General features: G+C 63.6%; 30 protein-coding genes. 16 read left to right on the top strand and 14 right to left on the bottom strand.

The features are described 5' to 3' along the window. Nucleotides 1-22 precede the first annotated feature (22 nt). A complete protein-coding gene (locus ACT89O_RS08775; protein WP_008903283.1) occupies nucleotides 23-490 on the top strand; it encodes an Lrp/AsnC family transcriptional regulator in 468 nt (155 codons plus the stop codon). A gap of 27 nt (nucleotides 491-517) precedes the next feature. On the opposite strand, the gene ACT89O_RS08770 is transcribed toward ACT89O_RS08775, so the two are convergent. The 6 genes from ACT89O_RS08770 to ACT89O_RS08745 form a co-directional block, all read right to left on the bottom strand. Continuing rightward, entirely contained in the window at nucleotides 518-1,414 is an 897-nt protein-coding gene (locus ACT89O_RS08770; RefSeq protein WP_487262370.1) for a DUF3014 domain-containing protein, read from the bottom strand. Between the two features lie 150 nt (nucleotides 1,415-1,564). Then, a complete protein-coding gene (locus ACT89O_RS08765) occupies nucleotides 1,565-2,236 on the bottom strand; it encodes an alpha/beta hydrolase (RefSeq protein ID WP_055393569.1) in 672 nt (223 codons plus the stop codon). Between the two features lie 38 nt (nucleotides 2,237-2,274). Continuing rightward, nucleotides 2,275-3,117, bottom strand: coding sequence for a DODA-type extradiol aromatic ring-opening family dioxygenase (locus ACT89O_RS08760; RefSeq protein WP_218299275.1), 843 nt, complete (start codon nucleotides 3,115-3,117; stop codon nucleotides 2,275-2,277). A 145-nt stretch (nucleotides 3,118-3,262) separates the two neighbouring features. After that, complete coding sequence (arfB, locus tag ACT89O_RS08755; RefSeq protein ID WP_055393573.1) at nucleotides 3,263-3,679, bottom strand: alternative ribosome rescue aminoacyl-tRNA hydrolase ArfB; 417 nt, start codon at nucleotides 3,677-3,679, stop codon at nucleotides 3,263-3,265. 38 nt (nucleotides 3,680-3,717) lie between these two features. Further along, nucleotides 3,718-4,194 (bottom strand): type II 3-dehydroquinate dehydratase, encoded by a 477-nt coding sequence (aroQ, locus tag ACT89O_RS08750; protein WP_010460374.1) that lies wholly within the window; start codon nucleotides 4,192-4,194, stop codon nucleotides 3,718-3,720. A gap of 235 nt (nucleotides 4,195-4,429) precedes the next feature. Beyond that, complete coding sequence (locus ACT89O_RS08745) at nucleotides 4,430-4,783, bottom strand: hypothetical protein (RefSeq protein ID WP_055393575.1); 354 nt, start codon at nucleotides 4,781-4,783, stop codon at nucleotides 4,430-4,432. 172 nt (nucleotides 4,784-4,955) lie between these two features. Between ACT89O_RS08745 and ACT89O_RS08740 the strand changes: the two genes are divergently transcribed. The 7 genes from ACT89O_RS08740 to ACT89O_RS08710 all read left to right on the top strand — a co-directional run bounded on the left by ACT89O_RS08740 (nucleotide 4,956) and on the right by ACT89O_RS08710 (nucleotide 10,663). Beyond that, nucleotides 4,956-6,779 (top strand): glutamine--tRNA ligase/YqeY domain fusion protein, encoded by a 1,824-nt coding sequence (locus tag ACT89O_RS08740; protein ID WP_487262369.1) that lies wholly within the window; start codon nucleotides 4,956-4,958, stop codon nucleotides 6,777-6,779. A gap of 3 nt (nucleotides 6,780-6,782) precedes the next feature. Next, the gene (locus ACT89O_RS08735) at nucleotides 6,783-7,391 is read left to right on the top strand and encodes an ATPase (RefSeq protein WP_121419525.1); all 609 of its coding nucleotides are present in this window, start codon (nucleotides 6,783-6,785) and stop codon (nucleotides 7,389-7,391) included. A 397-nt stretch (nucleotides 7,392-7,788) separates the two neighbouring features. After that, entirely contained in the window at nucleotides 7,789-8,856 is a 1,068-nt protein-coding gene (locus ACT89O_RS08730) for a GmrSD restriction endonuclease domain-containing protein (protein WP_342721648.1), read from the top strand. A gap of 83 nt (nucleotides 8,857-8,939) precedes the next feature. After that, nucleotides 8,940-9,380: a hypothetical protein gene (locus tag ACT89O_RS08725; RefSeq protein ID WP_342721647.1), complete on the top strand. Its 441-nt coding sequence runs from the start codon at nucleotides 8,940-8,942 to the stop codon at nucleotides 9,378-9,380. Nucleotides 9,381-9,630: 250 nt separating this feature from the next. Beyond that, entirely contained in the window at nucleotides 9,631-9,921 is a 291-nt protein-coding gene (locus tag ACT89O_RS08720; protein ID WP_487262368.1) for a nucleotidyltransferase family protein, read from the top strand. Beyond that, a complete protein-coding gene (locus tag ACT89O_RS08715) occupies nucleotides 9,918-10,271 on the top strand; it encodes a HepT-like ribonuclease domain-containing protein (RefSeq protein ID WP_487262367.1) in 354 nt (117 codons plus the stop codon). Before ACT89O_RS08720 ends, ACT89O_RS08715 begins: the two co-directional genes overlap by 4 nt. A gap of 92 nt (nucleotides 10,272-10,363) precedes the next feature. Continuing rightward, nucleotides 10,364-10,663 carry a hypothetical protein gene (locus ACT89O_RS08710; RefSeq protein WP_487262366.1) on the top strand — a complete coding sequence of 100 codons (300 nt, stop codon included), beginning with the start codon at nucleotides 10,364-10,366 and terminating at the stop codon, nucleotides 10,661-10,663. Between the two features lie 92 nt (nucleotides 10,664-10,755). On the opposite strand, the gene ACT89O_RS08705 is transcribed toward ACT89O_RS08710, so the two are convergent. After that, a complete protein-coding gene (locus tag ACT89O_RS08705) occupies nucleotides 10,756-11,877 on the bottom strand; it encodes a hypothetical protein (protein ID WP_487262365.1) in 1,122 nt (373 codons plus the stop codon). Between the two features lie 151 nt (nucleotides 11,878-12,028). Next, on the bottom strand, nucleotides 12,029-12,973 hold the full coding sequence (locus tag ACT89O_RS08700; protein ID WP_487262364.1) for a M14 family metallopeptidase: 945 nt from the start codon (nucleotides 12,971-12,973) through the stop codon (nucleotides 12,029-12,031). Nucleotides 12,974-13,052: 79 nt separating this feature from the next. On the opposite strand from ACT89O_RS08700, the gene ACT89O_RS08695 reads away from it, so the two are divergent. The 3 genes from ACT89O_RS08695 to ACT89O_RS08685 all read left to right on the top strand — a co-directional run bounded on the left by ACT89O_RS08695 (nucleotide 13,053) and on the right by ACT89O_RS08685 (nucleotide 15,858). Continuing rightward, nucleotides 13,053-14,477 carry a S1 family peptidase gene (locus ACT89O_RS08695; RefSeq protein ID WP_487262363.1) on the top strand — a complete coding sequence of 475 codons (1,425 nt, stop codon included), beginning with the start codon at nucleotides 13,053-13,055 and terminating at the stop codon, nucleotides 14,475-14,477. Next, on the top strand, nucleotides 14,474-15,466 hold the full coding sequence (locus tag ACT89O_RS08690; protein WP_487262362.1) for an FHA domain-containing protein: 993 nt from the start codon (nucleotides 14,474-14,476) through the stop codon (nucleotides 15,464-15,466). Before ACT89O_RS08695 ends, ACT89O_RS08690 begins: the two co-directional genes overlap by 4 nt. A gap of 62 nt (nucleotides 15,467-15,528) precedes the next feature. Continuing rightward, nucleotides 15,529-15,858 carry a hypothetical protein gene (locus tag ACT89O_RS08685; protein WP_010460358.1) on the top strand — a complete coding sequence of 110 codons (330 nt, stop codon included), beginning with the start codon at nucleotides 15,529-15,531 and terminating at the stop codon, nucleotides 15,856-15,858. A gap of 190 nt (nucleotides 15,859-16,048) precedes the next feature. Here ACT89O_RS08685 and ACT89O_RS08680 read toward each other — a convergent pair whose 3' ends face one another. From ACT89O_RS08680 to ACT89O_RS08670, 3 genes are all read right to left on the bottom strand, one after another. After that, entirely contained in the window at nucleotides 16,049-16,675 is a 627-nt protein-coding gene (locus tag ACT89O_RS08680; protein ID WP_228894404.1) for a flavodoxin family protein, read from the bottom strand. A 58-nt stretch (nucleotides 16,676-16,733) separates the two neighbouring features. Continuing rightward, the gene (locus tag ACT89O_RS08675; RefSeq protein WP_487262361.1) at nucleotides 16,734-17,198 is read right to left on the bottom strand and encodes an SRPBCC family protein; all 465 of its coding nucleotides are present in this window, start codon (nucleotides 17,196-17,198) and stop codon (nucleotides 16,734-16,736) included. Nucleotides 17,199-17,294: 96 nt separating this feature from the next. Further along, the gene (locus ACT89O_RS08670) at nucleotides 17,295-17,618 is read right to left on the bottom strand and encodes an ArsR/SmtB family transcription factor (protein WP_431152429.1); all 324 of its coding nucleotides are present in this window, start codon (nucleotides 17,616-17,618) and stop codon (nucleotides 17,295-17,297) included. Nucleotides 17,619-17,828: 210 nt separating this feature from the next. Here ACT89O_RS08670 and ACT89O_RS08665 point away from each other — a divergent pair, with 210 nt between their 5' ends. Further along, nucleotides 17,829-18,146 (top strand): DUF2322 family protein, encoded by a 318-nt coding sequence (locus ACT89O_RS08665; protein WP_431152428.1) that lies wholly within the window; start codon nucleotides 17,829-17,831, stop codon nucleotides 18,144-18,146. Between the two features lie 160 nt (nucleotides 18,147-18,306). Next, on the top strand, nucleotides 18,307-18,768 hold the full coding sequence (locus ACT89O_RS08660; protein ID WP_487262360.1) for an SRPBCC family protein: 462 nt from the start codon (nucleotides 18,307-18,309) through the stop codon (nucleotides 18,766-18,768). 36 nt (nucleotides 18,769-18,804) lie between these two features. Here ACT89O_RS08660 and ACT89O_RS08655 read toward each other — a convergent pair whose 3' ends face one another. Then, nucleotides 18,805-19,587 carry a transporter substrate-binding domain-containing protein gene (locus ACT89O_RS08655; protein WP_487262359.1) on the bottom strand — a complete coding sequence of 261 codons (783 nt, stop codon included), beginning with the start codon at nucleotides 19,585-19,587 and terminating at the stop codon, nucleotides 18,805-18,807. 362 nt (nucleotides 19,588-19,949) lie between these two features. Here ACT89O_RS08655 and ACT89O_RS08650 point away from each other — a divergent pair, with 362 nt between their 5' ends. Then, a complete protein-coding gene (locus ACT89O_RS08650; RefSeq protein ID WP_121419513.1) occupies nucleotides 19,950-20,198 on the top strand; it encodes a hypothetical protein in 249 nt (82 codons plus the stop codon). A gap of 437 nt (nucleotides 20,199-20,635) precedes the next feature. On the opposite strand, the gene ACT89O_RS08645 is transcribed toward ACT89O_RS08650, so the two are convergent. Continuing rightward, nucleotides 20,636-21,907, bottom strand: a complete 1,272-nt coding sequence (locus ACT89O_RS08645; protein ID WP_487262833.1) for a phospholipase D-like domain-containing protein — start codon at nucleotides 21,905-21,907, stop codon at nucleotides 20,636-20,638. A gap of 177 nt (nucleotides 21,908-22,084) precedes the next feature. Between ACT89O_RS08645 and ACT89O_RS08640 the strand changes: the two genes are divergently transcribed. Beyond that, nucleotides 22,085-23,005: a peptidoglycan DD-metalloendopeptidase family protein gene (locus ACT89O_RS08640; protein ID WP_487262358.1), complete on the top strand. Its 921-nt coding sequence runs from the start codon at nucleotides 22,085-22,087 to the stop codon at nucleotides 23,003-23,005. A gap of 137 nt (nucleotides 23,006-23,142) precedes the next feature. On the opposite strand, the gene gltS is transcribed toward ACT89O_RS08640, so the two are convergent. Then, nucleotides 23,143-24,384: a sodium/glutamate symporter gene (gene gltS / locus ACT89O_RS08635; protein ID WP_487262357.1), complete on the bottom strand. Its 1,242-nt coding sequence runs from the start codon at nucleotides 24,382-24,384 to the stop codon at nucleotides 23,143-23,145. A gap of 276 nt (nucleotides 24,385-24,660) precedes the next feature. Between gltS and ACT89O_RS08630 the strand changes: the two genes are divergently transcribed. Next, a complete protein-coding gene (locus tag ACT89O_RS08630; RefSeq protein WP_487262356.1) occupies nucleotides 24,661-25,197 on the top strand; it encodes a pseudouridine synthase in 537 nt (178 codons plus the stop codon). Nucleotides 25,198-25,210: the final 13 nt, after the last annotated feature.

Here is a 25,210-nt window from a genome sequence, read left to right as displayed (position 1 = left end):
CCAATCTGCAGGACACACTGCCATGCACCCTCATCCACTCGACCCCGTGGACCGCACGATCCTCAACGCCCTGCAACGCGATGGTCGCGCCACCGTGGGCGATCTGGCCGAAGCGGTTTCGCTGTCCACCTCCCCGTGCTGGAGGCGCGTGCGCGCGCTGGAGGATGCGGGCGTGATTGCGGGCTACCACGCCCATCTGCACCGCCAGCGTGTGGGCTGGGGCGTGCTGGGCTTTGTGCAGCTGGCGCTGCACGACCACACGGCTGACACCACTTCGGCCCTGGAGCGCGAGGTCATGGCGATGCCCCAGGTGTTGTCGTGCCACAACCTTTCGGGACGCTACGACTACCAGCTGGAGGTGGTGGCGGCCGACCTCGCATCGTTCGCCGACTATGTGCGCACCCATGTGCGCAGCCTGCCCGGGGTGCGTGAGATTTCCACGAGCTTCTCGCTCAAGGAGGTCAAGCGCACCATGGCACTGCCGCTGTAGCCAGCGCGCAGCAGCCCCTCACATCCTTCACCGCTGGGGGAGCTGCAACTCGCTGGTTGCCACGCGCTTGCGCAGATCACGGACCAGCGCTTTCGCGCGCGCCTGGTTCGCAGGCCCCATCCGCACCAGAATCTTCTGCCCGCTGGAGAGCGATTCCAGCGCCGGGTCCACAAACTCATAGCGCACCCACGGGCGCAGGTTGGGCACATCGGTGTTGACGGGCGTGAGCTTCACGCGCAGCGGGCTTTTGGGTTCGGGCGCCAGCAGCAAGTGGTCCAGCACGGCCACCAGGCGGTCGTTGAAGTAGCGCTTGGGGTAGCCCAGCTCTTCATACGCCTGCTGGAACAGCGGGTACAGCCGCGCATACAAGGCCACGGCAGATTCGAGCGGCACGGCTTCGGCAAAGGTCAAAAAGGCGCCGTAGCGGGCCGCATTGGCGGTGGCAATGGTAGTGGGCGCATCGCCCTCGCCGTCCACCGCAAAGCGCTGCGGCATGGGCTGTACCGGCCACATGCGCGACGGGGCCTGGGCGCGGCCCAGGTTGTCTACCGTGGCCACCACGCGGCGGACAAAACCTTCGGTCAACAAGAACGACGCGACCTTGTCGCTACCGAGCAATTCGGCCAGCAGCTCCGCCACTCGCTTGTCGGATTCAGCCAATGCGGGCAAGGCGGTGTCTGCCGGGGCCAGCGCATCCACAGGGTTCTGGGGACCCGATGCCTCGGGCATGGGCGGTGGGGCCACGGGCGCTTCGGGTACGCTGGCCACGGGGGGCGGCGCCACCGGGGCCTCCACCGGGCGCAGCCAAAACCACCAGGCGGCTCCGGCGCCGACCGCACAGGCCAGCACGGCGGCAATGATCCACGGTGTGGAGGATGCGCGCGGTGGCGCGGGGCGGAACTCGGCGGTTTCGTTTTCAGGCATCGGATCTCCTTCAAGACGGGAACAACCCTTGTCCGAGCGGCTGCGGCGCAGGGCGTTCCCTATCAATCCCCCCTGGGGATCTGCTGGATTGGAAACCTGCTGGATGAGGCGCCGGCAACGCGATGTAGACCGCGCCCCGGAAGCCCGCGACTAAAACGCCGTTGGCGTTGTCGACAATGACTCCAGCCACGCCACCGTGGCCGCCAGCTCAGAAGGTCGGATCTCGTGCGCGCTGGGGAACTCGTGGTACGTCACCGTCACCGGCAGCGGCGCCATGTGGTGCGCAATGGCCTGCGCGTGGGCCAGCGGGATCACGTTGTCGTGCGTACCGTGGCTCAGCCACAGCCGTTTGCCCCGCAGCGCATCGGCAGGTGCACTCAAAGGCACCACCTGCTGCAGCAGCCGGCTGTGCCACACCAGCGCGGCCTGCATCAGCGCGGGCCGGGTCAGCAGCAGCGACAGCGCCATGATGCCGCCCTGGCTGAAGCCGCCCACCACCACGCGCTCGGGCGGAATGCCCAGTTGCTCGGCGGCAGATTCGACCGCCTGGGCCACCAGGGCTCGGCTTTGCGCCTCTTGCTCTTCGTTGATGGTGCGCTCGCCTCCCGGTTCGATGGAAAAATCAAACCACGCGTGCGCGCCCGGCCCCATGCGAAACGGTGCGCGCAGGCTGAGCACGTGGAACCGATCCGGGATCTGCGGCGCCAGGCTGAACAGGTCCTGCTCGTTGCTGCCCACGCCGTGCATCAGCACCAGCAGCCAGGGGCGGGGGGTGGTGGAAGCAGCGGGGCGCTGCAAAAATGTGAGCGGTAGATTGAGCATAGACAAGCGCCAGCGGCATTTTTAGCTAAAAAACTTACTTAACCCGCCCGTCCTGCGACAGGCTCCAGGGCAAAAGCATCCATCGACAGCATGCTGTACATCACCTCGCGGCTCAAGTAGTTTGCGTGCAGATCGTCGCCCGCCGCGCCCAGCGCGAAGAAGATGGGCAAGAAATGGTCTTCGGTCGGGTGGGCGCGGCTGGCATGGGGGGCCTGGGTACGGTAGTTGAGCAGCGCGGCCATGTCGCCACGGGCCAGCGCATCCTCGATCCAGCGGCTGAACTCCAGCACATACGGCGCGGGCGCACGCTCGCCGCCAAAGAATTCGGCCAGGTTGTGCGTCATGCTGCCGGACCCCACCACCAGCACGCCCTGGCTGCGCAGGCTGCGTAGCGCGGCACCCAGTGCATACACATCGGCCGGGCCTGCGCCCACGGGCAGAGCCACCTGCACCACGGGCACGTCGGCCTGCGGGAACAAATGCATCAGCGGCACCCAGGCGCCATGGTCAAAGGGGCGCGCGGCATCGCCCTGTGCGGCCACACCGGCGGCCTGCAGCAGGCCCAGCACCTCTTGCGCCAGCGCAGGCGAGCCTGAGGCGGGGTATTGCAGCTGGTACAGCGCGGGCGGGAAACCGCCAAAGTCGTGCCACGTGGCGGGCTGCGGGCCGGTCATGACCTGGGCAGAACGCGCCATCCAGTGCGGCGACATGATGACCACGCCCCGCAGGCCAGGGTACTGCGCCTTGAGGTTTTCACCCCACTGCGTGAGCGCGGGGCCGGTGGTGCCAGCATCGATGGCAAACAGCGGCGCGCCGTGCGATACGAACAAGGCGGGAACCACAGCGGGAGCAGTGAGGGGGGCTTGGGCAAAGGCAGTCATGGCAATTCCATCCGTGAATGCAATGAATGTAGGACTGATAGCACCTGGTACCAAGCCCTGCTGGCCGGACAGATTGTTCTACAGATGATGCCAATGCGCCATCGACGATGGCCGTGGAGATACCCACCACACAGGGAGCCCCGGTTCAAGACCCGTCGCGTACCCTGCCCCGCAGTGCCTTGGTCTCGCTGCGCTGGGTCTTGCCCTCCAGCCGCCGCTGTTTCGACCCGTAGGTGGGTTTGGTGGCGCGGCGCACCCGGGGCGGCACGGCCACAGTGTTGATCAGCGCGTTCAGCCGCGCGAGCGCATCGGTGCGGTTTTGCTCCTGGCTGCGGTACTGCTGGGCCTTGATGACCACCACACCCTCTTGCGTGATGCGCGTGTCGCGCAGGGCCAGCAGGCGCTCTTTCACATCCTCGGGCAGCGACGAGGCTGCCACATCAAAACGCAGGTGGACGGCGCTTGATACCTTGTTGACGTTCTGCCCACCCGCGCCCTGTGCGCGCATGGCGGTGATCTCCACCTCGTCCTCAGACACCTGCAGGGGCAATGGCGGGGCCATATATCTACAGATCTATGGGTCCCCTTGCCCGCCCCACGTCAGGCCGCAGGTTGTTGGGCCAGCAACTGCGCCAGGCCGTCAATCGCCAGGCCATAGCCCAGCACGCCAAAGCCGCACATCACCGCCTTGGCGGCTGCCGCCATGTACGAGTGGTGGCGGAACGCCTCGCGCGCATGCACATTGCTGATATGCAGCTCAATCAGCGTGATGCCCGTGCCCTTGGTGGCATCGTGCAACGCAATGCTGGTGTGGGTGTAGGCCCCGGCGTTGATGACCACGCCCGCCAGCTCGCCCGCTGCGTGCAGGCGGCCTGCCTCGTGAATCCAGTCCACCAGCGCGCCTTCGTGGTTGCTTTGGTGAAAACGCAGCGCAAAACCATGGCGCTCGCACGCATCGGCGCACAGCTTTTCGACATCGGCCAGCGTGGCCGCGCCATACACAGCGGGCTCGCGCGTACCCAGCAGGTTCAGGTTGGGGCCATTCAGGACAAAAACGGTTTTTTTCTTCACAGACATGCGGCACTCCGGGGGCGTTGCGCCTGCCAAGCTGGCAGGCCAGAGTGCGCGATTATGCGGCGCCCCGCGCGCACCGTGCGCGCGCCAAAATTCCCGCGTCAAAAGAAAAGCGGCCCCGAAGGGCCGCTGTAAAAGGCAGCCTGTGCAAAGACGCTGCCTGTGAGCGACTGGCGCCCAAGAGGTTGGTTACACAACGCGGCAACCCGGTCAGGCTGCCAGCGGATCAGACGAGGGATCAACGATCCCAGCGGCCGTGGCCATACCCATGGCCATATCCGTGGTGGCGGTGGTGCCGATGGTGGCGGTAGCCGCGATCACCGTAGTACACGACCGGGGGCGGTGCGTAATACGCTGGGGGAGGCGCGTAGTACACGGGCCGAGGGGGCGCGTAATAAACGGGCGGGGGCGGTGCCACATACACCGGGGCGGGGGCGTAGTAGCCATTGCTGGCCCCCACCACCACGCCAGGCACGCCAATGCCAACCGACCAATTTACGTCGCGGGCCTGGGCTGCGCCCGTGCCGGCCAGCAATGCCAGCGCCACGCCAGCCGAAGCGGCCATGGCATAGATAGAACGGGTTTTCGTCATGGAAATCTCCTGTTTGAGCGAGGGCAGCCAGCCAAATGGACTCACCTCACCGGTACATAACGCACCAAGTAGGCAAAAGGATGGCACAAAATCGTCTTTACGTTGTGTCTGGACGTATACGCGCCTGTTTCTATGCGTAAACCATCACGAAACCGGCGCCTAAAATGGCTGTATGAGCACCCCCTCCCCCGCCAATACCGCCGCCACGCCCACTTCTGCGGCCCCTGAAACCGTCAAGCCCAGCAACTTTTTGCGCCAGATCATCGAGCATGACCTGGAAAAAGGCACCTACACAACCCGCCGCTGGGCAGGCACCCCCGGCGACGCCGCCCACCACGCCCAGGGCGAGCCCGACCCCGCCAAAATCCGCACCCGCTTCCCGCCCGAGCCCAACGGCTACCTGCACGTGGGCCATGCCAAGAGCATCTGCATCAACTTTGGCCTGGCGCGCGACTACGGCGGCATCTGCCACCTGCGCTTTGACGACACCAACCCCGAAAAAGAAGACACCGAATACGTCAACAGCATCATCGACGCGGTGAAATGGCTGGGCTTTGACTGGAACGGCGCACCCGACGCCGCTCCCTACCAGGCCAGCGACTACTTCGACTTCATGTACCGCGCCGCCGAGTACCTGATCGAAGCCGGCCACGCCTACGTGGACGAACAGACGGTGGAGCAGATCCGCATCAACCGGGGCGACTTCAGCAAGCCCGGCGTGGACAGCCCCTTCCGCAGCCGCACCCCGGCCGAAAACCTGGCCAAGTTCCGCGAAATGCGCGACGGCCAGCACGAAGATGGCTCCATGGTGCTGCGCGCCAAGATCGACATGGCCAGCCCCAACATCAACATGCGCGACCCGGCCATCTACCGCATCCGCCGCGCCACCCACCACAACACGGGCGACACCTGGTGCATCTACCCCATGTACACCTACGCGCACCCCATTGAGGACGCGCTGGAGCAGATCACCCACAGCCTGTGCACGCTGGAGTTTGAAGACCAGCGCCCCTTCTACGACTGGCTGCTGGAGCGCTTGACCGAAGGTGGCCTCCTGGCCAGCCCGCCCCCCCGCCAGTACGAATTTGCGCGCCTGAACCTCACCTACGTCATCACCAGCAAGCGCAAGCTCGCCCAGCTGGTGTACGACCACAAGGTCAGTGGCTGGGACGACCCCCGCATGCCCACCATCGTGGGCCTGCGCCGCCGCGGCTACACGCCCGCCTCCATCCAGACCTTTGCCGAACGCATCGGCGTGACCAAGTCCGACAGCTGGATCGACTACAGCACCCTGGAAGGCTGCCTGCGCGAAGACCTGGAGCTGAAGGCCCACCGTGGCATGGCCGTGCTCAACCCCGTCAAGCTGGTGCTGACCAACTGGGACGACGTGATGGGCGCAGGCCACCTGGAGCCCTGCAGCCTGCCCGCCCTGCCCCACCCACCCGAAGGCGTGGAAAGCCCCGTGCGCCACTTCACCATCGGCAAAGAAGTCTGGATCGAGCGCGAAGACTTTGAAGAAGTGCCCCCCAAAGGCTACAAGCGACTCTTCCCCGGCAACAAGGTGCGCCTGAAGGGCGGCTACGTCATCGAATGCACCGGCTGCACCAAGGATGCTGACGGAGTCATCACCGAAGTGCTGGCCACCGTGGTGCCCGACACCAAGAGCGGCACCCCCGGCGCCGACAGCGTGAAGGTGAAAGCCGCCATCACCTGGGTGGGCGTGGCCGACGGCGTGAATGCCGAAGTGCGCATGTACGACCGCCTGTTCCTGGACGCCCACCCCGACGCGGGCGGCAAGGACTTTATTGAAAGCCTGAACCCGAACAGCCTGAAGGTGGTGACCGCCATCGTGGAGCCGTCATTGGCCAATGCCAAGCCGGACGACAAGTTTCAGTTTGAGCGGCACGGGTACTTTGTGGCGGATCGTATTGACCACAAGGTAGGGAAGCCGGTGTTTAACTTGGCGGTGGGGTTGAAGGACAGCTGGGGCAAGTAAGCCATGCCCGCCCGCGCCACAAAGCCACAACCCAGGCCCAAGCAACCCACCGTGGTGGTGATTGCCGGGCCGAACGGCGCGGGCAAATCTACAGCGGCGCCCTATCTGCTCAAGGACGCCTTGGGCATTCTGGAGTTCGTCAATGCAGACCAGATTGCGGCTGGTCTCTCAGCCTACGCCCCAGAAACCGTGGCGTTCGAGGCCGGGCGCATCATGCTGCAGCGCTTGCGCACGCTGGCAGCAGCCAAAGTCAGCTTTGCCTTTGAATCCACGCTGTCCAGCCGCACCTTTGCGCTGTTTCTGGCCCGCTGCAAAGCACAGGGCTACCAAGTACATATCTATTACGTGGCCTTGCCCAGCGCAGAGCTGGCCACCCAACGTGTAGCCCTGCGCGTGAAACTGGGCGGGCACAACATCCCGCCCGCCGACATTACCCGCCGCTTTCAGCGCAGCCTGCACAACCTGTTCGCCCTGTATTTACCCTTGGCAGACCGCTGGCGCGTTCTGAATAACGCAACCGGCGCGCTAACATCCATCGCACGCGGCACTGCACACCGCACCTATGTAGAGGACCCGGACAAATGGCTGAATCTTCAACGACTCGGGCAGTAGTACGCGCCGCACCCAGCAAGCCCGCTGCATCCATGCAAGACCGGGTGGAAGAGGCTCTCAAGCAAGCCTCCAAGCAGGCAAAGAAGCAACTTATCGCCAATGGGCTCAAGTTGCCCACGCAAAGTTGGGCGGGAACTGCTGTCAAGAATCCGGCAGCATAAGCGCCACAGCGTCGACCTACCCAAGACGCCCTCCCATCACTGAGCTGCAAAGAATCCATTGACATAGCACTGAGGGTGCTGGTGAGAGTGGAGGCATCTGAAAAATACATGATCGAGCGATACGGGTAGTTTTTGCGGACGGCGTGGATCCAAAACAGAGAGGCCTATGCCAATTTGCGCCCAAGCTGAATGGCAGATCAAAATCAATTAATATCGCGATTTAAACCGGATCATTTATGAGCATCGACAAAGACGAAGAATTTAGCGGTACCCTGCCTGACATGCATCCGCCGAAAGATGTTGTCGCATTTAATGAACTTCGATCATGCGCAGACCTATACCGGCTATACAAAGAAGGGACTCTTGATATTCAGCCGGATTTTCAAAGAGATGTTGTATGGAAGCTCCCAGAGCAGACCGTATTTATTGACTCTTTAATAAAACAGCTACCCATTCCAAGTATGTGTTTTAGTCTAGACTTCAACACTCAAAAATGGCAAGTCGTCGACGGCCTGCAGCGAATGACAAGTATCGTCAATTTTCTAGACGAACAAAAAGAGTGGCGACTTTCTCGACGAAAAGATATTCACTCAAAAATATCAGGCCGAACCAATTTCGACATTCGCGACGGCGACACAGAAACTGCAATTTTGTACAAAAAAATACAAAATCTCAGTCTTCCAATAACAGTAATTCGCTGCGATCTAAACAAAACAGAGCATGCAGAATATCTATTCACTATATTTCACAGACTTAACTCCGGAGGATCCAGACTAAATCACCAAGAGATCAGAAATTGCATTTACTCCGGGAGTTTCAACGATTTATTAAAAGATTTAGACAAATCTCCAAAATGGAAATTAATAAAAAATCTACTCCCAGGAAAGGGCAGCAGGTTTAGATCCCTGGAATTAATATTGCGTTTTTTCGCACTTTATCAAAATCAAGCAAACTACACAGGGACAATGCCAACTTTCCTGAACTCTTTCATGCGAGAAAACCGCAATGCGGATAAATTTACCAGAGAAGATCTCTCCAAACTTTTTAACGAGACGGTAGAAAAGTTGGTAAAAGCCACGGACAACTCAAAAGAAACGAAATTTGGTTACATTGTATTTGAGGCAGCTTTAATCGGTATTGCCCACAACCTAGAACGATTAAAGAGAACCAATGACGTGATGCTCGGAAGCTTGCTTACACGTCTCATAAACAGCACCGAAGTATCGCTAACAAGCAACGACACAACCTCAAAAGAGTCGGTCATCAAAAGAATAGCAATCTCCAAAAAAATATTCGCCAACTAGCTATGCTTAGCGATGCAGAATTGCAACTCAGCCTGACGTACCATGAGGGAATATACGCATCGTCACCTCAAAATCTGCGAGTTATGCTGCTCAGCTCCAAGGCTGCAATACTTGAGGTCTGCGGCTGGGTAGAGCAAGCAATGGACGCCATCGTTCTTGAAACAGCACAACGATGTGCACTCTCGCCACAACGAATAGCACAGATTTCAGATAAATATGTAAAACCCACGTCTGGTTTTTCATACAAAAATCACTTTGAAAAAATGATAATCTCGGTCGTTGGCTACAGAATATTGGAACAAGCTGAAAGCAATGCTGGCGCACCAGTATACGCCTTAGAGTCAACTCTCGATTATCTTGCAAAACTCCGAAACCACTACGCGCACACACACTTCGACGTTAGCAGCCCTTATCCCAAGGGATATTCAACAATCCCAAATCCCTCAGTGATGAAAAATCATGCAATGACGACAAATCTAGGTTTGGCAGCAATTGAAGCGCAATTAATTGCAAGTGGTTGTTGATTAAATACCTTCAGCTTTTTTTATCTGTACGAGCAATGGGGTCAGGTCTTGTCTTTTGCCTATTTCACTTCGGACTTGGTGGAGCAGGACGTAGTGCGCGCTCCTTGCGTGACAGCGAACAACGGCAGCGGGCACGAAACCATTTTTCTACAGGAGCCTAGCTATATTTTTAGTAGCTTCCAGCGTAGGCTTCACAAGCGCTATCGGCCAATTTGGCTAAAAAACCCGCTGCGCCGCTAAACTCCAAAACATGCGCCCCTCCGAAGCCCTGTCCCTCCACCGCTCGCAAATCCGCGAGATTGCGCTGCGCCACCGTGTGAGCAACGTGCGGGTGTTTGGCTCGGCGCTGCATGGGGACGACACAGCCGACAGCGACCTGGACCTGCTGGTGGAGCCCACCGCGCAAACCACGCTGCTGGACATTGGCGCGATTCGGTTTGAACTGAAACAGTTGCTGGGCATGGAGGTGGATGTACTCACCCCCAACAGCCTGCCCGCCAGCTTTCGGGACCAAGTGCTGCGCGAGGCGATCACCGTATGAGCCGGGCGCATCCGCTGCGGGTGGCGGACTACGTGCAGCACATCCTGGAGGCCATCGGCAACATTCAGGAGTACACGGCTGGTATGGATCTGGCTGCGTTTTTGGCAGACCGCAAGACCTGCGACGCTGTGATTCGCAACCTGGAGGTGATTGGGGAGGCCTGCAACAACGTGGCCAAGAACCACCCCGACTTTGCGCAGAAACACGCCCATGTGCCGTGGGGCTTTGCTTATGAAATGCGCAATGCACTGGCCCACGGCTACTTCACTGTGGATCTAAGCATCGTGTGGCAAACCGTGCAAAACGATCTGCCAGCGCTCAGAGCGCAAATAGCAGCACTCTCGCTGTAGGTTGCTTCTATTTCGATAGCTGGTAGCGCTTATCCAACAAGCGTTGGAGGCAAATTTCATCCAAAGAACTGCCGCAGCACCAAAGCCCATCCATGACGCCTCCGCTCCCCCCCACCTTCGCCCACATACCGCCCGGCCCGCTGGCGGGCCCCTTGCAGTTGCTCCCCATCAACGCCGCCGCAGTGTCCGTCCACACCGCCGATGGCGCACATGTGGGTTCCCTCAAGCTGGTTGGCGGGGTGTGGAAGTTCAAGGCCATGGGCTACGACGCTGCGGGCCGCATGGAGCCGGGCCACGGCCCGCTGACTGAGCAGCACAACATGCAGTTCGCCACGCTGGATGCGGCCGAGGTGAGTGCGCGGTTGCTGGGCGCTTTGGGCGGCCATCCCTAGCAGGCACTTGCACTTACTTGCCAAACCCTTATTGCTTTCAATTTGATAGCAACAAAGGCAATCTCATCAGGCGGAAATGGCCCATTTCGCCTCTATTTCCGCTCCACCAACGCCCGCAACGGCTGCCCACCGGTGGACAGCTGAAACACCAGCCCCATGGCCTGCACCTGCCAGCCTTGTTTGGCCACGGTGGGGCTGAGCTGGAAGCCCGCCATCACGCAATCGGTCGTGCGCACCTCGCCTGCTTCGGGTGGGTTGCCCAGCATCTGGGTGTAGGTCTGCGGCGGTTGCTGCGGCTGAGCTTGCTGCGGCTGCGCCGCCTGCCCCTCTTTCACCAGCACCAGGTATGCCCTTTCGCGCGCAATGGGGGCGGCGGGGTCGGCGCCGTCGGGGCGCAGGGTGAGGGGGAAGTCGGGCACGGGAGTGGCCGGGTCGAACACCAGCTGGGGCGTGAATTCGGCCTTGGTGCGTGCACCGTTGCTCTGGGCCCAGTGCAGGCGCAGGTAGGGTGGGGGTTCCTGGGCGGACCACATCAGGTGCACGTCGTTGCCGTGGGTGCAGTAGCTGGGGTGGGCCACGGGGTGGGGGTGCGTGGGCCATTGGCCGCCGCCGTGGCGCTGCTCCACGCGCAGCAGGCGGTTGTCGGGGGTGCCCAGAAGTGACTGGGTGTAGATGAGCCCCACGCCGGGCAGCTGGTAGCGCTGCACAGGCTGCACGGTGTGGGCCAGCGGCGGGTTGCTGGCGGGCAGCTCGCGGCGCTGGGCCACGTCGCGTGCGGCGGTTTGCAGGGCGCTTTGCGCCAGCAGGCTGGCATAGACGGGCACGGCGGCGATGGCCAGGCCGGTGAGGCCCAGCACCAAGCTTTCGGCGCGCGAGAGTGCGGGCCGCACCCAGCGCCCGGCCAGCACATGGCCGCCAAACCACACCACCGGCCCCAGGGTGTAGAGCGACAGCACAAACACGCCCAGCGCAGCGGGCCCGCCCACGGCGCGCGCGGGCAGCAGCACGGCCGCCACCGCCAGAAGCGCGGCCAGCAACGACACCAGGCGCACCGCCAACCAACTGCCCACGCGGCGGCTGGGCTTGAAGTAGCGGCTCTCCAGCCACAGCAGCGCTACCACCACGGCCAGCAGCCCGGCGGCCATGCGCCACCAGGCCTGCTGCTCGGCGGCGGGCATGCGGGCGAAGGTGTCCAGCATCTGGGGCCAGTCCATGGGCGTCTCTGTTCAATGCGGGTGGTGGGTGGGCTTGGGCTTTGGTGCTTAAGCGCCTCAGCGCCCTATTGCTTCTATTTTTATAGCTATCAGTGCTTATCTATCAGGCGGTAGCGGCCAATTTGGCCCTCAAAAAAACGGTGGTACAGGTTTACTGCGCCCCACACACAAACTCCACCGCCGCGCACACCGCCGCCACCTGCGCCGCGATGCACTGCTCGGGCGTGGCGCGGGGGCTGTCGGGGTAGACCTCGGTGGTCGTGGTGTAGCGCGCCCCGGTCACGCTGGCGCACAGGCCCCAGGCCTTGAATTCGTAGCGGATCACGCCGGGGGCCACCACGGGCGAGCCGATGATTTCGTTCTTGTCGTCCGCAGGCGCGATGTGCGTGACGCGGCCCACGGCCTCGATGATGGCTTGCTGGAAGGCGGGCTGCGGGTTCTCGGTGTCGTCCACCAGGTAGAAGCCGTCGGGGATGCTGCCGGGCTCGAACACCTTGCCGTCGCGCGCGGCCACGGCGGGGCGGTATTCGGATTCGTCGGTGTCGGTGGTTTCGTGCAGATCGATGTGGGCAGTGAACTGACCATATTGGCCTTGGTGCTGCGCCACCAGCCGCATGAGGGCGAGGGATTCCTGCGCGGAGGAGCCTTCTTTGAACGAGCGGTTGGGGTCGATGGCGTCAAAGTTCCAGCGCTGAAACCGCTCATACGCCCAGGGGCTGACGCAGGGCACCACCAGCAGGTTGGCGCGGCCCGCAAAGCGTTCGGCCTGGGAATCTACAAAACGCAGCGCGCCGTGCACGCCGCTGGTTTCGTAGCCGTGCACCCCGCCGGTGACGAGCACGCTGGGCAGGCCGGGTTGCCAGTTGCGGCTGCGGATGGCGCGCAGCGGAAAGCGCTCGGCCGGGTGCTGAGCATCGGCATAGACAACATCGCCATACAGCTCCACATCAAACCGGCCCCGCAGTGCCTCGATGGCGGTGAGCACGTCGTCGGCGTAGCTGCGCTGGCGCACCTGGCGCGCGCGCCACTGGTCGCGCTCTGCGGCGCCCCAGGGCTGGCCGGGCGTGCCAATGGGATAGGTGTGGGTTTCTGGCATGGGTGCGTGGGTGCGTAGATATTGGATGGGTTGCCCAGGCAGAACCTGGGGAGGTGCAGGGCATTCATAGAATACCGCGATGCCCTTCCCCCTGATCCGGCCCCTGCGGCTGGCTACCTCGTCCTTGGTTCTGCTGCTCTGCGCCCTGGTCGCCCGAGCACAGAATGCCCCTCCACCCGCCGCCCCCCCGGCAACTCGCCCTGCGGGCAGTGACCCGGCAGACGGCACCACACCGCCACCGGGGGCCGCTGCAGCCTCTGTACCCACCGGGGCGGATGCCGCCCTGCTGTCGCGCGATGCCCGGCGCATTTATGAGCTGTCGCGCGACAAGCTGGTGCAGATCCGCACGCTGCTGCGCAATGCCAACACGCAGGCGTCGATTGGCTCGGGTTTTTTTGTATCGGCCGACGGGCTGATCGTGACGAACTTCCACGTGGCCAGCCAGCTGGCGCTGGAGCCCGAGCGCTACCGGGGCGTGTACGTGACGATGGCGGGGCAGGAGGGCGAGGTGGAGCTGCTGGCGTTTGACGTGCAGCGCGACCTGGCCGTGCTGCGCGCCAAGGGACGCACGGCCGCTGCGCCGGTGCTGGGCTTTCGGCCCGCCGACGAGGCGCTGGCACAGGGCGAGCGCATCTACTCGCTGGGCAACCCGCTCGATATCGGCTTTGCCGTGACCGAGGGCACCTACAACGGGCTGGTCAAGCGCAGCTTTTACCCGCGCATCTTTTTTGGCGGCACGCTCAACCCCGGCATGAGCGGCGGCCCGGCGGTGGACGACGCAGGCCGCGTGCTGGGCGTGAACGTGGCCAAGCGGCTCGACGGCGAGCAGGTAAGCTTTCTGATCCCGGCCGAGTTTGCGCAGGCGCTGGTGCAGCGTGCGGCCAACGCCCAGCCCATCACCCAGGCCGCACATGCCGAGATGACGCGGCAACTGATGGAGCACCAGCAGCTTCTGACAGACCGGTTCCTGAAAGCACCGTTTCGCGAGCAGCGCCACGGCAACTACCGCGTGCCCGTGCCAGACGATGCGCTGGCGCGGTGCTGGGGATCGGGGCGCGACCCGGCGTTTCCGGGCCTGAACCTGGAGCGCACGCAATGCCGGGCCGACAGCGATGTGGTGGCGGGTGAATTCAACACCGGCGCAGTGCGCCTGAGCTATGAGGCCTACAACGCCCCCACCCTGGGCGCTGCACGGTTCGCCCGGATGTTTTCCCAGAGCTTTGCCAACGAACAGCTGCAGCGGCGCGGCAACCGCCACCAGACGGCCGCAGAGTGCAGCGAGCGCTTTGTGGACCCCGGTAGCCTGCCGCTGCGCGCGGTGGTCTGCCTGTCGGCCTACCGCAAGCTGCCCGGTCTGTACAACATGACGGTTCTGGCCGCGTCCATCAACCAGCCTACGCAAGGCGTGCTGGGCCGCCTGGACGTGCAGGGCATCGCTTTTGACAACGGCATGAAGCTGGCCAGCCACTACCTCAAGGCCTTCCGCTGGGAGGCCGCACCATGAGCACGATGCCGACGACCCTGGGGCTTATCGAAGCCTTTGACCGCCACGGCGCGTTGCTGGCGCGCGCGCCTATCACGCGCTGGCCCGTCACAGTAGGCCGGGCGCTGGACTGCGACCTGGTGCTGGACGACCCCTTTGTGGCGCCCCGGCACCTGCGCATCGACCGCGCGGTGAACGAGCCACGCACCGTGCAGGTGGAGGTGCTGGAGACGCGCAATGGCGCACGCCTGCAGCGCAAGCAGCACGGCCCGGGCGAGCACTTTGACTGGCCCGACGGCGCGCCCATCGACCTGGGCCACACCCACATCACGCTGCGCCTGGCCGATGCACCGATTGCTGACGAGCAGCCGCTGCCGCAGTTTCCGTGGCGCACGGTGGGCACCACGGCGGCGCTGGTGGCGCTGGTGCTGCTGGCGGGGCTGGGGGAGTCGTGGCTGGATGCGCGCGACAGTTCGCAATACCTGAAGGCCGTGCCGGGCGTGTTGCTCACGCTGCTGGTGGTGCTGGGCGCCTGGTCGGGTGTGTGGGCGGCGGCCAACAAAGTGTTTGCGGGCCACCTGCAGTTCTGGCGCCACGTGCGCATTGCCTGCGCTGCGGCCCTGGGGGTGGATGTGGTGCATCTGGTGGCCCACCTGACTGCATTCGTTTTCTCGCTGGAGGTTTTTTCGCAGTTCGCCAGTGTGTTGATCGTGCTGGTGCTGGCTGGTGCGCTGTATGCCCACCTGGCGACCGTGCTGCCGCGCCGCCGCGTGGGCCTGGCGTGGATGGTGGCTGCAGTGGTGGCCCTGGGCGTGCCGTCGTGGCTGGGTGCGCAGTGGCTCAACAACATGCGCTTGTCGCAAACGCTCTACATGAGCAGCCTGTTCCCGCCCAGCCTGCGCGTGGCCACGGCCGTGCCAGTAGAGCAGTTTCTGCAAGAAACCGAATCGCTGCGCAGCAAGCTGGACCGCCGCCTGAGCGATGACGGCCAGGCGGACGATGACGAGTAAAAAGTAGCACCGCGCAGAGCGCTTCACCGCAGCCCTACTACCCGCGTCTATCCCATCCACCCATGCGCCGCCGCAAGCTCCACCACCACGTCTACGTGGTCGAACTCTCCAAAGACGTGCTGCTGGAGCCGCGCTTTCGCCGGTGCAACCCGGGCTACATCGAGGGCAAGCCCTGCGTATACGTGGGCATGACCGGGCTGGACCCGGATGTGCGCTTTGACAAGCACAAGGCGGGCATCCAGGCCAACCGGTTCGTGACGCAATACGGCCTGCGCCTGCTGCCCGATCTGTACGAAGGCTTCAACCCCATGAGCTACGAGGATGCAGTGGACCGCGAGATCGAGATTGGCATCGACCTGCGGTCGGCGGGGTTTGGGGTGTGGCAGGCATGAACCCGATGGTCGCTCCCTGCAGTGGACGAACTTCCTTCGAATCGGTTGCGCTCTACTTTTGATAGCTGCTAGCGATTACCTATCAAGCGCTGGCGGCCAATTTCATTCAAATTCATGGGCCATGGGCTTCGCGGCCGGCGTCCGGCAGTGCCCTTCCGCGGCCAGCACAAGAGGCCACACACCGCCAGCTTCAGTGCACACGCCCCCGCACAAATTGCAGCGTGGTGTGGGCCACGCGTTCCCCCAGGTGCCGCGCCGTGGCCAGGTCTGCCTCCGGCGGCACCAGGTCGGCGCCCTGGTCGGTGTTCGACTGCGCGGCGGCACCCAGCCAGAAGCCCAGGCGGTTTAGGTCTTCTTCCGAACCGGTGGACGAGCAGTTGCCAGGGGGCAGCGCCAGGTTCACCCAGTGCATGCCGTGCTGCGCGGCAAACAGGGCCATCTGCATCAGGGTGGAAAGCTTGTCCCCTGAGCGCGAACCAGAGTTGGTGAAGCCTGCGGCGATCTTGTCCTTCCAGCCCAGGCCCTTGGCCATCACCACGTTGGACGTGGCCTCCTGGAAGGCCTTGAACTGCGCGGAGGCGCTGGCGACATAGGTGGGCGCGCCGAAGATGATCGCGTCGGCGGACGCCAGGTCATTCCATCGTGAAGGCGCTTCCTCCACCGTCATGAGGAGGGGCTCCGTGCCCTCCACCTGCGCCACGCCTTCTTTCACGGCCTGCGCTTGCCGCGCCGTGTGGCCGTAGCCGCTGTGAAAGACGATCGCAATGCGCACACCGGGGGTGCTGGTGGTTTGGGGAGTGGGCGTAGTCATGTTCATGCTTGAGTTCATGGGTTGAGAAAACTGTGGGTGAGGGGACGGGGATGTTGGGTGGGCTTTAGTGGCCAAGCACCACCTGCTCCAGGCGCTCCAGAATGCGCGGCCACAGGCCACCCATGCGCTCGAAGCTGATGCCGTCGTTGGGCCGGAAGCCCGCCTGCTCCATGCGCAGCAGCGTGCCGCCGCCGCGCTCCTGCAAGGTCCAGGTGATGTGGGTGATGAGCCCGTTGGCCGACTCGGTGCCGTTGCCCCAGCGGTAGGCAAGCTGGCTGGGTTCCTCCACCAGCGTCACCTCGCAATGCGTCACGCCCGACCAGCCGGGCAGCGGCTGCGCGCGCACCGTGAAGCGATGCCCCACTTCGGCCACGAAGTCGTTCTCCATGAGCCATTCCTCCATCAGCCAGGACTGCGTGAGCGCCCGCCAGACCTTCTCGCGCGGGTGGGGTATCTGCCGCTCGAACACCAGGGACTGCGTGCCTGGCGCCGTGGGGGCGGTGGCGTGGGATCGGGTTGCGTCAGCCATGGCGCACCGCCTGCAAGGTAAACGCAACGGCAGGTGCAGGGCAGGAAAGGTGATGGCGGTTCTGCATGGTGTTTTCGGTGGTGTGGAGTTGCGCAGTCATTGGTCCATGCGTCCCAGCAGGTTCTCCAGGTCATCCAGGCGCTGGTTCCAGAAGCCGGCATAGACGCTCATCCAGTCCACCAGGGGCGCCAATCCTTCGCGCCGCACCTGGTAGTAGGTTTCGCGCCCGGCACGGCGGTCTTCCACCAGCCCCGCACGCTTGAGCACGGCCAGGTGCTTGGACACCGCCGGTTGGGAAATGTGGGAATGCCCCGTCAGCACATTCACGGTCTGCTGCCCTTCCCGGGATAGCTGCTGAAAGATGGAACGGCGCGTGGGGTCTGCCAACGCCGCGAAGGTCAGGTCTTCAGGGGATTTCACAAAATATAACTCATTGGTTATGGATAACCAATAATAACCAAATGGCTATGAGTTGGTCAACCCTCCACAAAAAGATGCAGGCGCGCTGCGCAGAACACGGGATGGTTTGTGCGGCCCACCGGGGCGGCACGACAATGCAGGCCCACACGACCCATCCACCCGCTGCGGGCCGGGGAATCCGCCCGTGGTATCCACCCTTTGTCCTTGCCCATGAACTTCGCAGACCGTCTCAAGCAACTCCCCTCCGCCAGCCACCTCGCCGCCCTGCACCTGCTGGGCCCGGATGGGCAAGTGCTGGCCACCATCGAGAACAAGCCCGGACAGACCGGGTCGCTGGTGGTGTATGCCGCGTTGGCTGCCTTGTACGGCGGCCGCATCACGCCTGCGGCCGCCGCCCTGGGGCTGGAGTGGTATGCCGAACATGTAGCCGATGCGCGCACCTTCCCCGGCAAGCACCCCAACATTGACCGGCTGCTGGCCTGGGCGCAGGGCAGCGAGAGCTTTGGGGTGCGGACGGTTGTGGCCTGAAAGGCTGAGGCTTTGCCAAAAAGTTTGCCGTTGCAACAGCGGCGTGTCGAAAACGCGCAGGTCCGTTCGTCGTAGGGGTGTGAACACGTTGAATAACCGATATGGTTTGGCGGTTCACGCTTTCATCCACCACAGATCTACACCCCAAGGAGACCCGAGCATGACGACCAACACCAACACCGGTACCGTCACCCTGCACCGCGTGCTGCGCGCCCCGGCAGAGCGCATCTACCGCGCCTTTCTGGACCCAGACGCCATGTGCAAATGGCTGCCGCCCCACGGGTTTACCGGCCGGGTGCTGAGCATGGACGCACGCGTGGGCGGCAGTTACCGCATGCAGTTCACCAACTTCAGCAGTGGCGGCACGCATGCGTTTGGCGGCGAGTATGTGGAGCTGGTGCCGGGCGAGCGCATCGTGCACACCGACCGGTTTGACGACCCCAACCTGCCGGGCGAGATGCGCACCACGATCCAGCTGAAAAAGGTGATCGCGGGGACCGAGGTGTCCATCGTGCAGGCGGGCATCCCGGCGGTGATCCCCACCGAGATGTGCTACCTAGGCTGGCAGGAGTCGCTGCAGCTGCTGGCACTGCTGGTGGAGCCGGAGATTCCGGGCGAGTAACGCCCACAGCCCTCGGCCCTGGTCACTTCAACCGCATCACTTCAACCACTTGTCAGCCGCCTGCTTGATGGTGCCCCGACTGTCCACCAGGCCCCACACAAAGCCCATCACACGCACATAGTCAGCGTCGTCGGTGGGCAACATGAAGCCCAGGTAGTTCTTGGGCGTGAGCGGCGCATCCACAAACGCGGCGTGCAGGCGCGGGTCGGCCTTGGCGTAGTGCAGGGCTTCGTAGGTTTCGGTGATCATCACGTCGCCCTTGCCTTCGGCGATCAGCGCGGGGATCTCGGCGTTCCTGTCGTGCGTGCTGACCTGAGCGGCCTTGAGGTTGGCCAGCACATAGGTTTCGTTGGTGCCGCCGGGGTTCTTGATGACGCGCACAGCGGGCTGGTTCATGGCATCCACGCTGGTGTATTTGGCCTTGTCGGCCGCGCGCACCAGGGCCACTTTGCCAAAGGGAGCGTAGCCGGGCAGCATGTCAAAGATGCGCATGCGGTTGACGTTGCGGGTGATGCCGCCCACCGCCACATCAAACTTGTCGCCCTGCAGGTCCTTCACCAAGTTGGGCCAGGTGGTGGGCACGTATTCGATCTTCACGCCCAGCTCCTTGGCCATGGTTTCGATCACATCGATGTCGTGGCCGCTGTAGCCCGCGTCGGTCTTGATGGCAAACGGGCGGTAGTCGCCAGGCGTGCCCACGCGGATGACCTTGGCCTCCATGATCTTGTCGAGCCGGGGGCCGGCTTGTGCGGCCTGGCTGAAGGCGAGGGTGGCGGCCACGGCGGCTGCGGCCACGGCGAAGATTTTTTGGGTGATCATTTCGAGGTTCTCCGGTGGGTGAGGGACAGTTTGGTGAAGGGGGTGCCTGGCACGGGAATCGCCACCAACAATACAGCAGGCCTGCGTGCATCCCGCAGCGTTATGCACGGGATGGTCGTTGGTGGTTTCTGCGCGAGCATTTGCGGGCGGTCATGAGCATCTGCGGGCTTCGACACCAGCAGGCTCCAAGCAACGCAAGTGGCATGCCATGCAGCCCGCCCCGTACCGGTGCCAGGCTGCGCAGGTACAAGGCCTCTTCCAATGCTCTATTTTTTATAGCACATTGCGCTGGTGCAGTAAGCGCTACACACCCATTCTTCTCAAAGTGGGTTACCCTGCCCGGTTAGCAACAAGGAATCGCCATGAAAAAACTCAACGTCACCATCCAACTCGAAATGACCGTGCCCGACGACTGGGAGCTGGTCGATACCTCCGAAGGCACGCCTGTCATCAAGCTGCCCGACGGCAAGTTCATGGACATTGCCATCGAACCCCTGTTTGCGGCAGACCCCGAAGACCTGTGGGCCAGCACCGAAGATGAAGATGTGCTGGACGACATCCTCGACATGGTGGACAGCGAGGCAGTAACGTATGAGTTTGTGACGCACTGATGGACGAGGGTCCCGAGTTAGAAACTTGGGACACTAGTCCACTGAAACCGAGAAATCGGCTGTGCGTGAGGGTCTGGCAGGGCCGCACTCTAGGCGGCGGGCGCAGGCGGGTTGCACACCCGGCGAGCACGGCAACGACGAGGGCGGCCCTGCCAGGCCCTCACCCTTCGGGCCAGGGTGGTAGCAGGCGCATCGCTGCGTTGCGGGCTTTGCCAAGGCGGCCAGCCTTGGCCGCAGCCCGCGCCTTGCGCTGCACCCGCTGCCACCCCGGCGCACAGCCGATTTCTCGGTTTCAGTGGACTAGGGGCAAATGCCTGCTTGGGTTGAAGAGTCCGGGCTGCGTCTTCGCCCCCCGCATCAGACGCAGAAAACTACACTATTGATAGCGTCTGGCGTTTTACCCAAAAGCACCAGCACCTGATTTCATTCAAACCCCATCACAACTGCGACCGTAACAAGGCCGTCAGTTTCTCGTGCGCTTTCTCGCGCAGCGGCCGGTCCAACCAGGCCTGGTAGGTCACGCGGCGTGACCGCTGGATATCGTCTTCAAACACCTGGGTCTGGCGCTGCGCAAACGCCGCGTCGTACACGTTCAGGTTGGCCTCATCGTTGAGGCGGAACGAGCGGTTGTCAAAATTGGTGGAGCCCACCGACACCAGCAGCTGGTCCACGATCATGACCTTGCAGTGGTACATGGTGGGCGTGTATTCATAAATCTCGGCGCCCGCCTGCAGCAGCGGGCCCCAGGTGGCGCGGGATGCAGCCTTCACCGTTTCGGTGTCGGTGTGTTCGCCGGGGGTCACCAGACGCAGGCGCACGCCGCGCGCCAGGGCATCCATCAGCAACTTGTGGGTCAGTTCATCGGGCACGAAGTACGCCACCGACAGGTCGATGCTGCGCTCGGCCGCGGTGATGGCCAAGTGGTACATGAGCTGCATGCTCTCGCTGCCACTCGATGGCGAGCTGGAGAACATCTGCGCCTTTTGCGTGCCCACGGGAGGGTCTTGTGCGATGGCCGGAAAGTACGCCTCGCCATGCAGCACCTTGCCGGTGACCTTGAGCCAGTTGTCCAAAAACGTGGCCTGCATCTGCGCCACCACGGGGCCACGCACCAGGTAGTGCGAGTCGCGCCAGTGCTCCGGGTCTTGCGCGTGGCCCGTCCACTCAGGCGCAATGCCCACGCCACCGGTAAAGCCCACCTGTCCATCCACCACCAAAAGCTTGCGGTGGGTGCGGTTGTTCAGGCGTGCCAGGTTGTACCAGTGGGGTTTGTGGAATTTTTCGATCTGCACCCCGGCCGCTTTCATTTCGGCCAGGTAGCTCTCTTCCATCTTGGCGCTGCCCACCCAGTCGAGCAGCACATGCACGGGCACACCCGCGCGGGCGCGCTCGCTCAGGGCGTCGGCAAACTGCTTGCCGATGTCGCCCGACCAGTAGATGTAGGTTTCGAAGGTGACGCTTTTTTGCGCGGATTTGATCGCGGCCAGCATGGGCGGAAAGATCTGGTCGCCGTTGAGCAGCTCGGTCACCGCATTGCCGCCCACAATGCCCGGGCCCAGCAGACTGCCCAGGGCACGTTCGAACTGCGGGTGGGCGGTGTTGTACAGGCGCGGCAGCTGTTGCTGCACCTTTTTCTCGCCCGCCGTGAAGTTGAGCGCCAACAAGACAAGGGCCCCCGTGGCCAGGGCCGTGAGCAAGACAGTGAACATGGTGAAGCGGCGGGGGGCGGCAGGTGGCATGGCGCGATGGTAGGTGGCGGCCTGGGGGTGGCGATGTAGGCGGACGCCGCCAACGCTGGGCGGCACAATTGCGGGGTGCTCGCCGTGCACGCGCGGCTGCAGCACGCTTGCCATCCCCCCGCGCTTTTTTCTTACCGTTGCCCTGCCGTGTCTGAACCTGCCCGCCCTTCCCTCATCCGCCCAGCCAACCCCATTAACCGCCGCAGCGCCTTGATCGGCACGGCGGGCCTTCTCGCCCAGCCCGCCCTGGTGGGGCTGCTGCACGCCAAGCCCTTGCCACCCGCGCCCACGGTGTGGCCCCAGGCGCTGCAGGTGCCCGGTGGTGTGGCGCGGCTGTCGCTGGGCCCAGCGGCCACACGGCCGGTGGCGCAGGTGCGCCAGGGCGATGCGGATGTGCCGCTGCGGGTGGTGGGCGATGCCATTGAGTGGACAGCCATCGTGGGCATACCGCTGGCCGCAGCACCCGGCGATGCGTTTATCACCGTGCTGGCCGAAAGCGGCGGCAGCCCGCGCCTGGTGCACTACGCCGTAGCCCCCAAGCAATACAAGGAGCAGCACCTCAAGGTATCGCCCCGCACGGTGGACCTCTCTCCCGAGGACCAGGCCCGCTACGAGCGCGAGCGCGACCACCAGGCGAAGGTGATGGCGACCTTCACCGAGCAGCCCGCAGGCGTGGCGCTGGCATCGCTGCGCATGCGCGTGCCCGTGCCGGGGCGGCGGTCCAGCTCGTTCGGGCTGCGCCGCGTGTTCAACGGCCAGCCGCGCAATCCGCACAGCGGCATGGACATTGCCGCCGCCACCGGTACGCCCATCGTGGCGCCGCTGCCGGGCCGGGTGATTGACGTGGGCGACTACTTCTTCAACGGCGGCACGGTGTGGCTGGACCACGGCCAAGGCCTGCTCACCATGTACTGCCACCTGAGCAGCATGGAGGTGCGCGTGGGCGATGTGCTGCAGGCAGGCGACGCGTTCTGCAAGGTGGGCGCCACCGGCCGCGTGACCGGCCCGCACCTGCACTGGGGCGTGATGCTGAACCGCACCATGGTGGACCCCGCATTGTTCTTGTAGCCCCTGAGTCGCTACGCGGGATGACGCCCCTCACTGCGGGACGGCCCTTGCTCGGGCCGTGCCCGCTTCGCGGCTGCGGGCCGGTGCGCCGCGCTGAAACCCATGCAGCCCGTTGAGCCGCACCACGCTTCAACGGGCTACTTCAAATAATTCATGAAGCCCGTGATGATCACGGCGTTGAAAAAGTCGATGAAGAGCGAACCCACGAGCGGGATCACAAAAAACGCCTTCACCGATGGCCCATTGACGGCGGTGAACGCCTGCATGTTGGCCATGGCGTTGGGCGTGGCGCCCATGCCAAAGCCGCAGTGGCCGGCGGCGATGACGGCGGCATCATAGTCGCGCCCCATCACGCGGAAGGTGACAAAGTAGCCATACGCAAACATCAGCACGGTCTGGGCAAGCAGGATGACCAGCAGCGGCCCGGCCACCTCGGCCAGCTCCCACAGCTTCATGGACATGAGCGCCATGGCCAGGAAGAACGCCAGCGACACGTTGCCCACCACCTCGAACTGGCGCAGGGGCAACGCACTGTCGCGCCAGTCGATGATGTTGCGCACCACCGCCGCCACCAGCATCGGGCCCAGGTACGAAGGCAGCGTAATGCCCAGGCCCTTGAGCCAGTTGACCAGCAACGTGCCTGCCCCGATGGACACGGCAATCAGGATGCTGGCGTACATCACAGTGTCGCTGTTGCCCATGGGGGCCGGGGCTGCAGGGCGGGCGGTGGAGGCATTGGCGGCGTCGACAGCGCCAGCCGCCGTGGCGGTGGCAGCGGCTGGCGTGCCCGCAGCCAACCCCGAGGTGTGCAGGCCATTGCGCCGCATCAGCAGGGTGCCCAGCGGGCCGCCAATCACACAACCTGCCACCAGGCCATAGGTGGCCGCCGCAATGGCGGCGGGCAACGCACCTGCGGCGCCCGCCTGCTCCAGCAGCGGGCCAAACGCGGCCGAGGTGCCGTGCCCACCCGTGAGCGATATGGACCCCGCCGCCACGCCGATGAGCGGATGCACGCCCAGCGCAGCAGCCAGCCCGGCGCCCAGCAGGTTCTGCAGCACCACCAGGCCCACGGCGGCGGCCAGAAACAGCGCTACGCCGACACCGCCTTTCTTGAGCAGCTCGAAGCTGGCCGAAAAGCCGATGGTGGTGAAAAACACCAGCAGCAAAAAGGCGCGCATGTTGTCGTAGAACTGAAAGGTGAACAGGCCCGTCTGGTGGCCCACCAGCGCAATCAGCGAAAACACCAGTCCGCCGACGATGGGCCCGGGAATGAAGTAACGCGAGAGCAAGCCCACGCGGTTTTTGATGAAATCGCCCACCACCAGCAGCACGGCAGCGATGCCGATGGTCTGGGCAATGTCGAGTTCAATGGTGGTCATGGCGGTGTCTCCTTGAGGCCTGGATGAGAGGGTCAGGCAACACTTGCCCAGATGAATCAGCTATGGATTAAATAGCTGCCAGCGCAAGCTAGCGTAGCGCTGGAAGCCTATTTTACCTGTCAAGCTCCGCCTCCCCGACCAGGCCGGAGGATGAAGCAGGTGTCAGACGCCACCCTGTTCACTCAGCGCCACACTGGTTCTTTCCTCCCTCGCTGCGGCTATGCTCGGCAGCCCTGCGCCCCCCGATCCACCCTCACCGCTCCCACCGCGTCGTCGATGACCGCCCGCCTGATCCGTTTCAACAAACCCTACGGCGTGCTCAGCCAGTTCACGGCCGAGGGCAAATGGCAGGGCCTGAAGGACTACATCGACCTGCCCGGCGTATACGTGGCCGGGCGACTGGATGCCGACAGCGAGGGCCTGCTGCTGCTGACCAACGACGGCAAGCAACAGGCCCGCATTGCCGACCCACGTTTCAAGATGGAGAAGACCTACTGGGTGCAGGTGGAGGGCATCCCCGATGAGGCCGCGCTGGCCGCGCTGCGCAGCGGCGTGGTGCTGAACGACGGCCCCACCCTGCCCGCCCGCGCACGGCTGCTGGAGCCCGCGCCCGAGGTTTGGGACCGCAACCCGCCCATCCGCGAACGCAAGGCCATCCCCACTGCCTGGATCGAGCTGATCATCCGCGAAGGCCGCAACCGCCAGGTGCGCCGCATGACGGCCGCCGTGGGCCACCCCACGCTGCGGCTGATCCGCGCGGCCATCGGGCCGTACACGCTGGACGGGCTGGCGCCCGGCACCTGGGCAGATTGAGCTGGTAGGCGTG

This window comes from Acidovorax sp. NN32 (genome assembly GCF_057597245.1).
The sequence above is the reverse complement of the archived record's forward strand: the minus strand, read 5'-3'. Positions and strand labels throughout refer to the sequence as shown.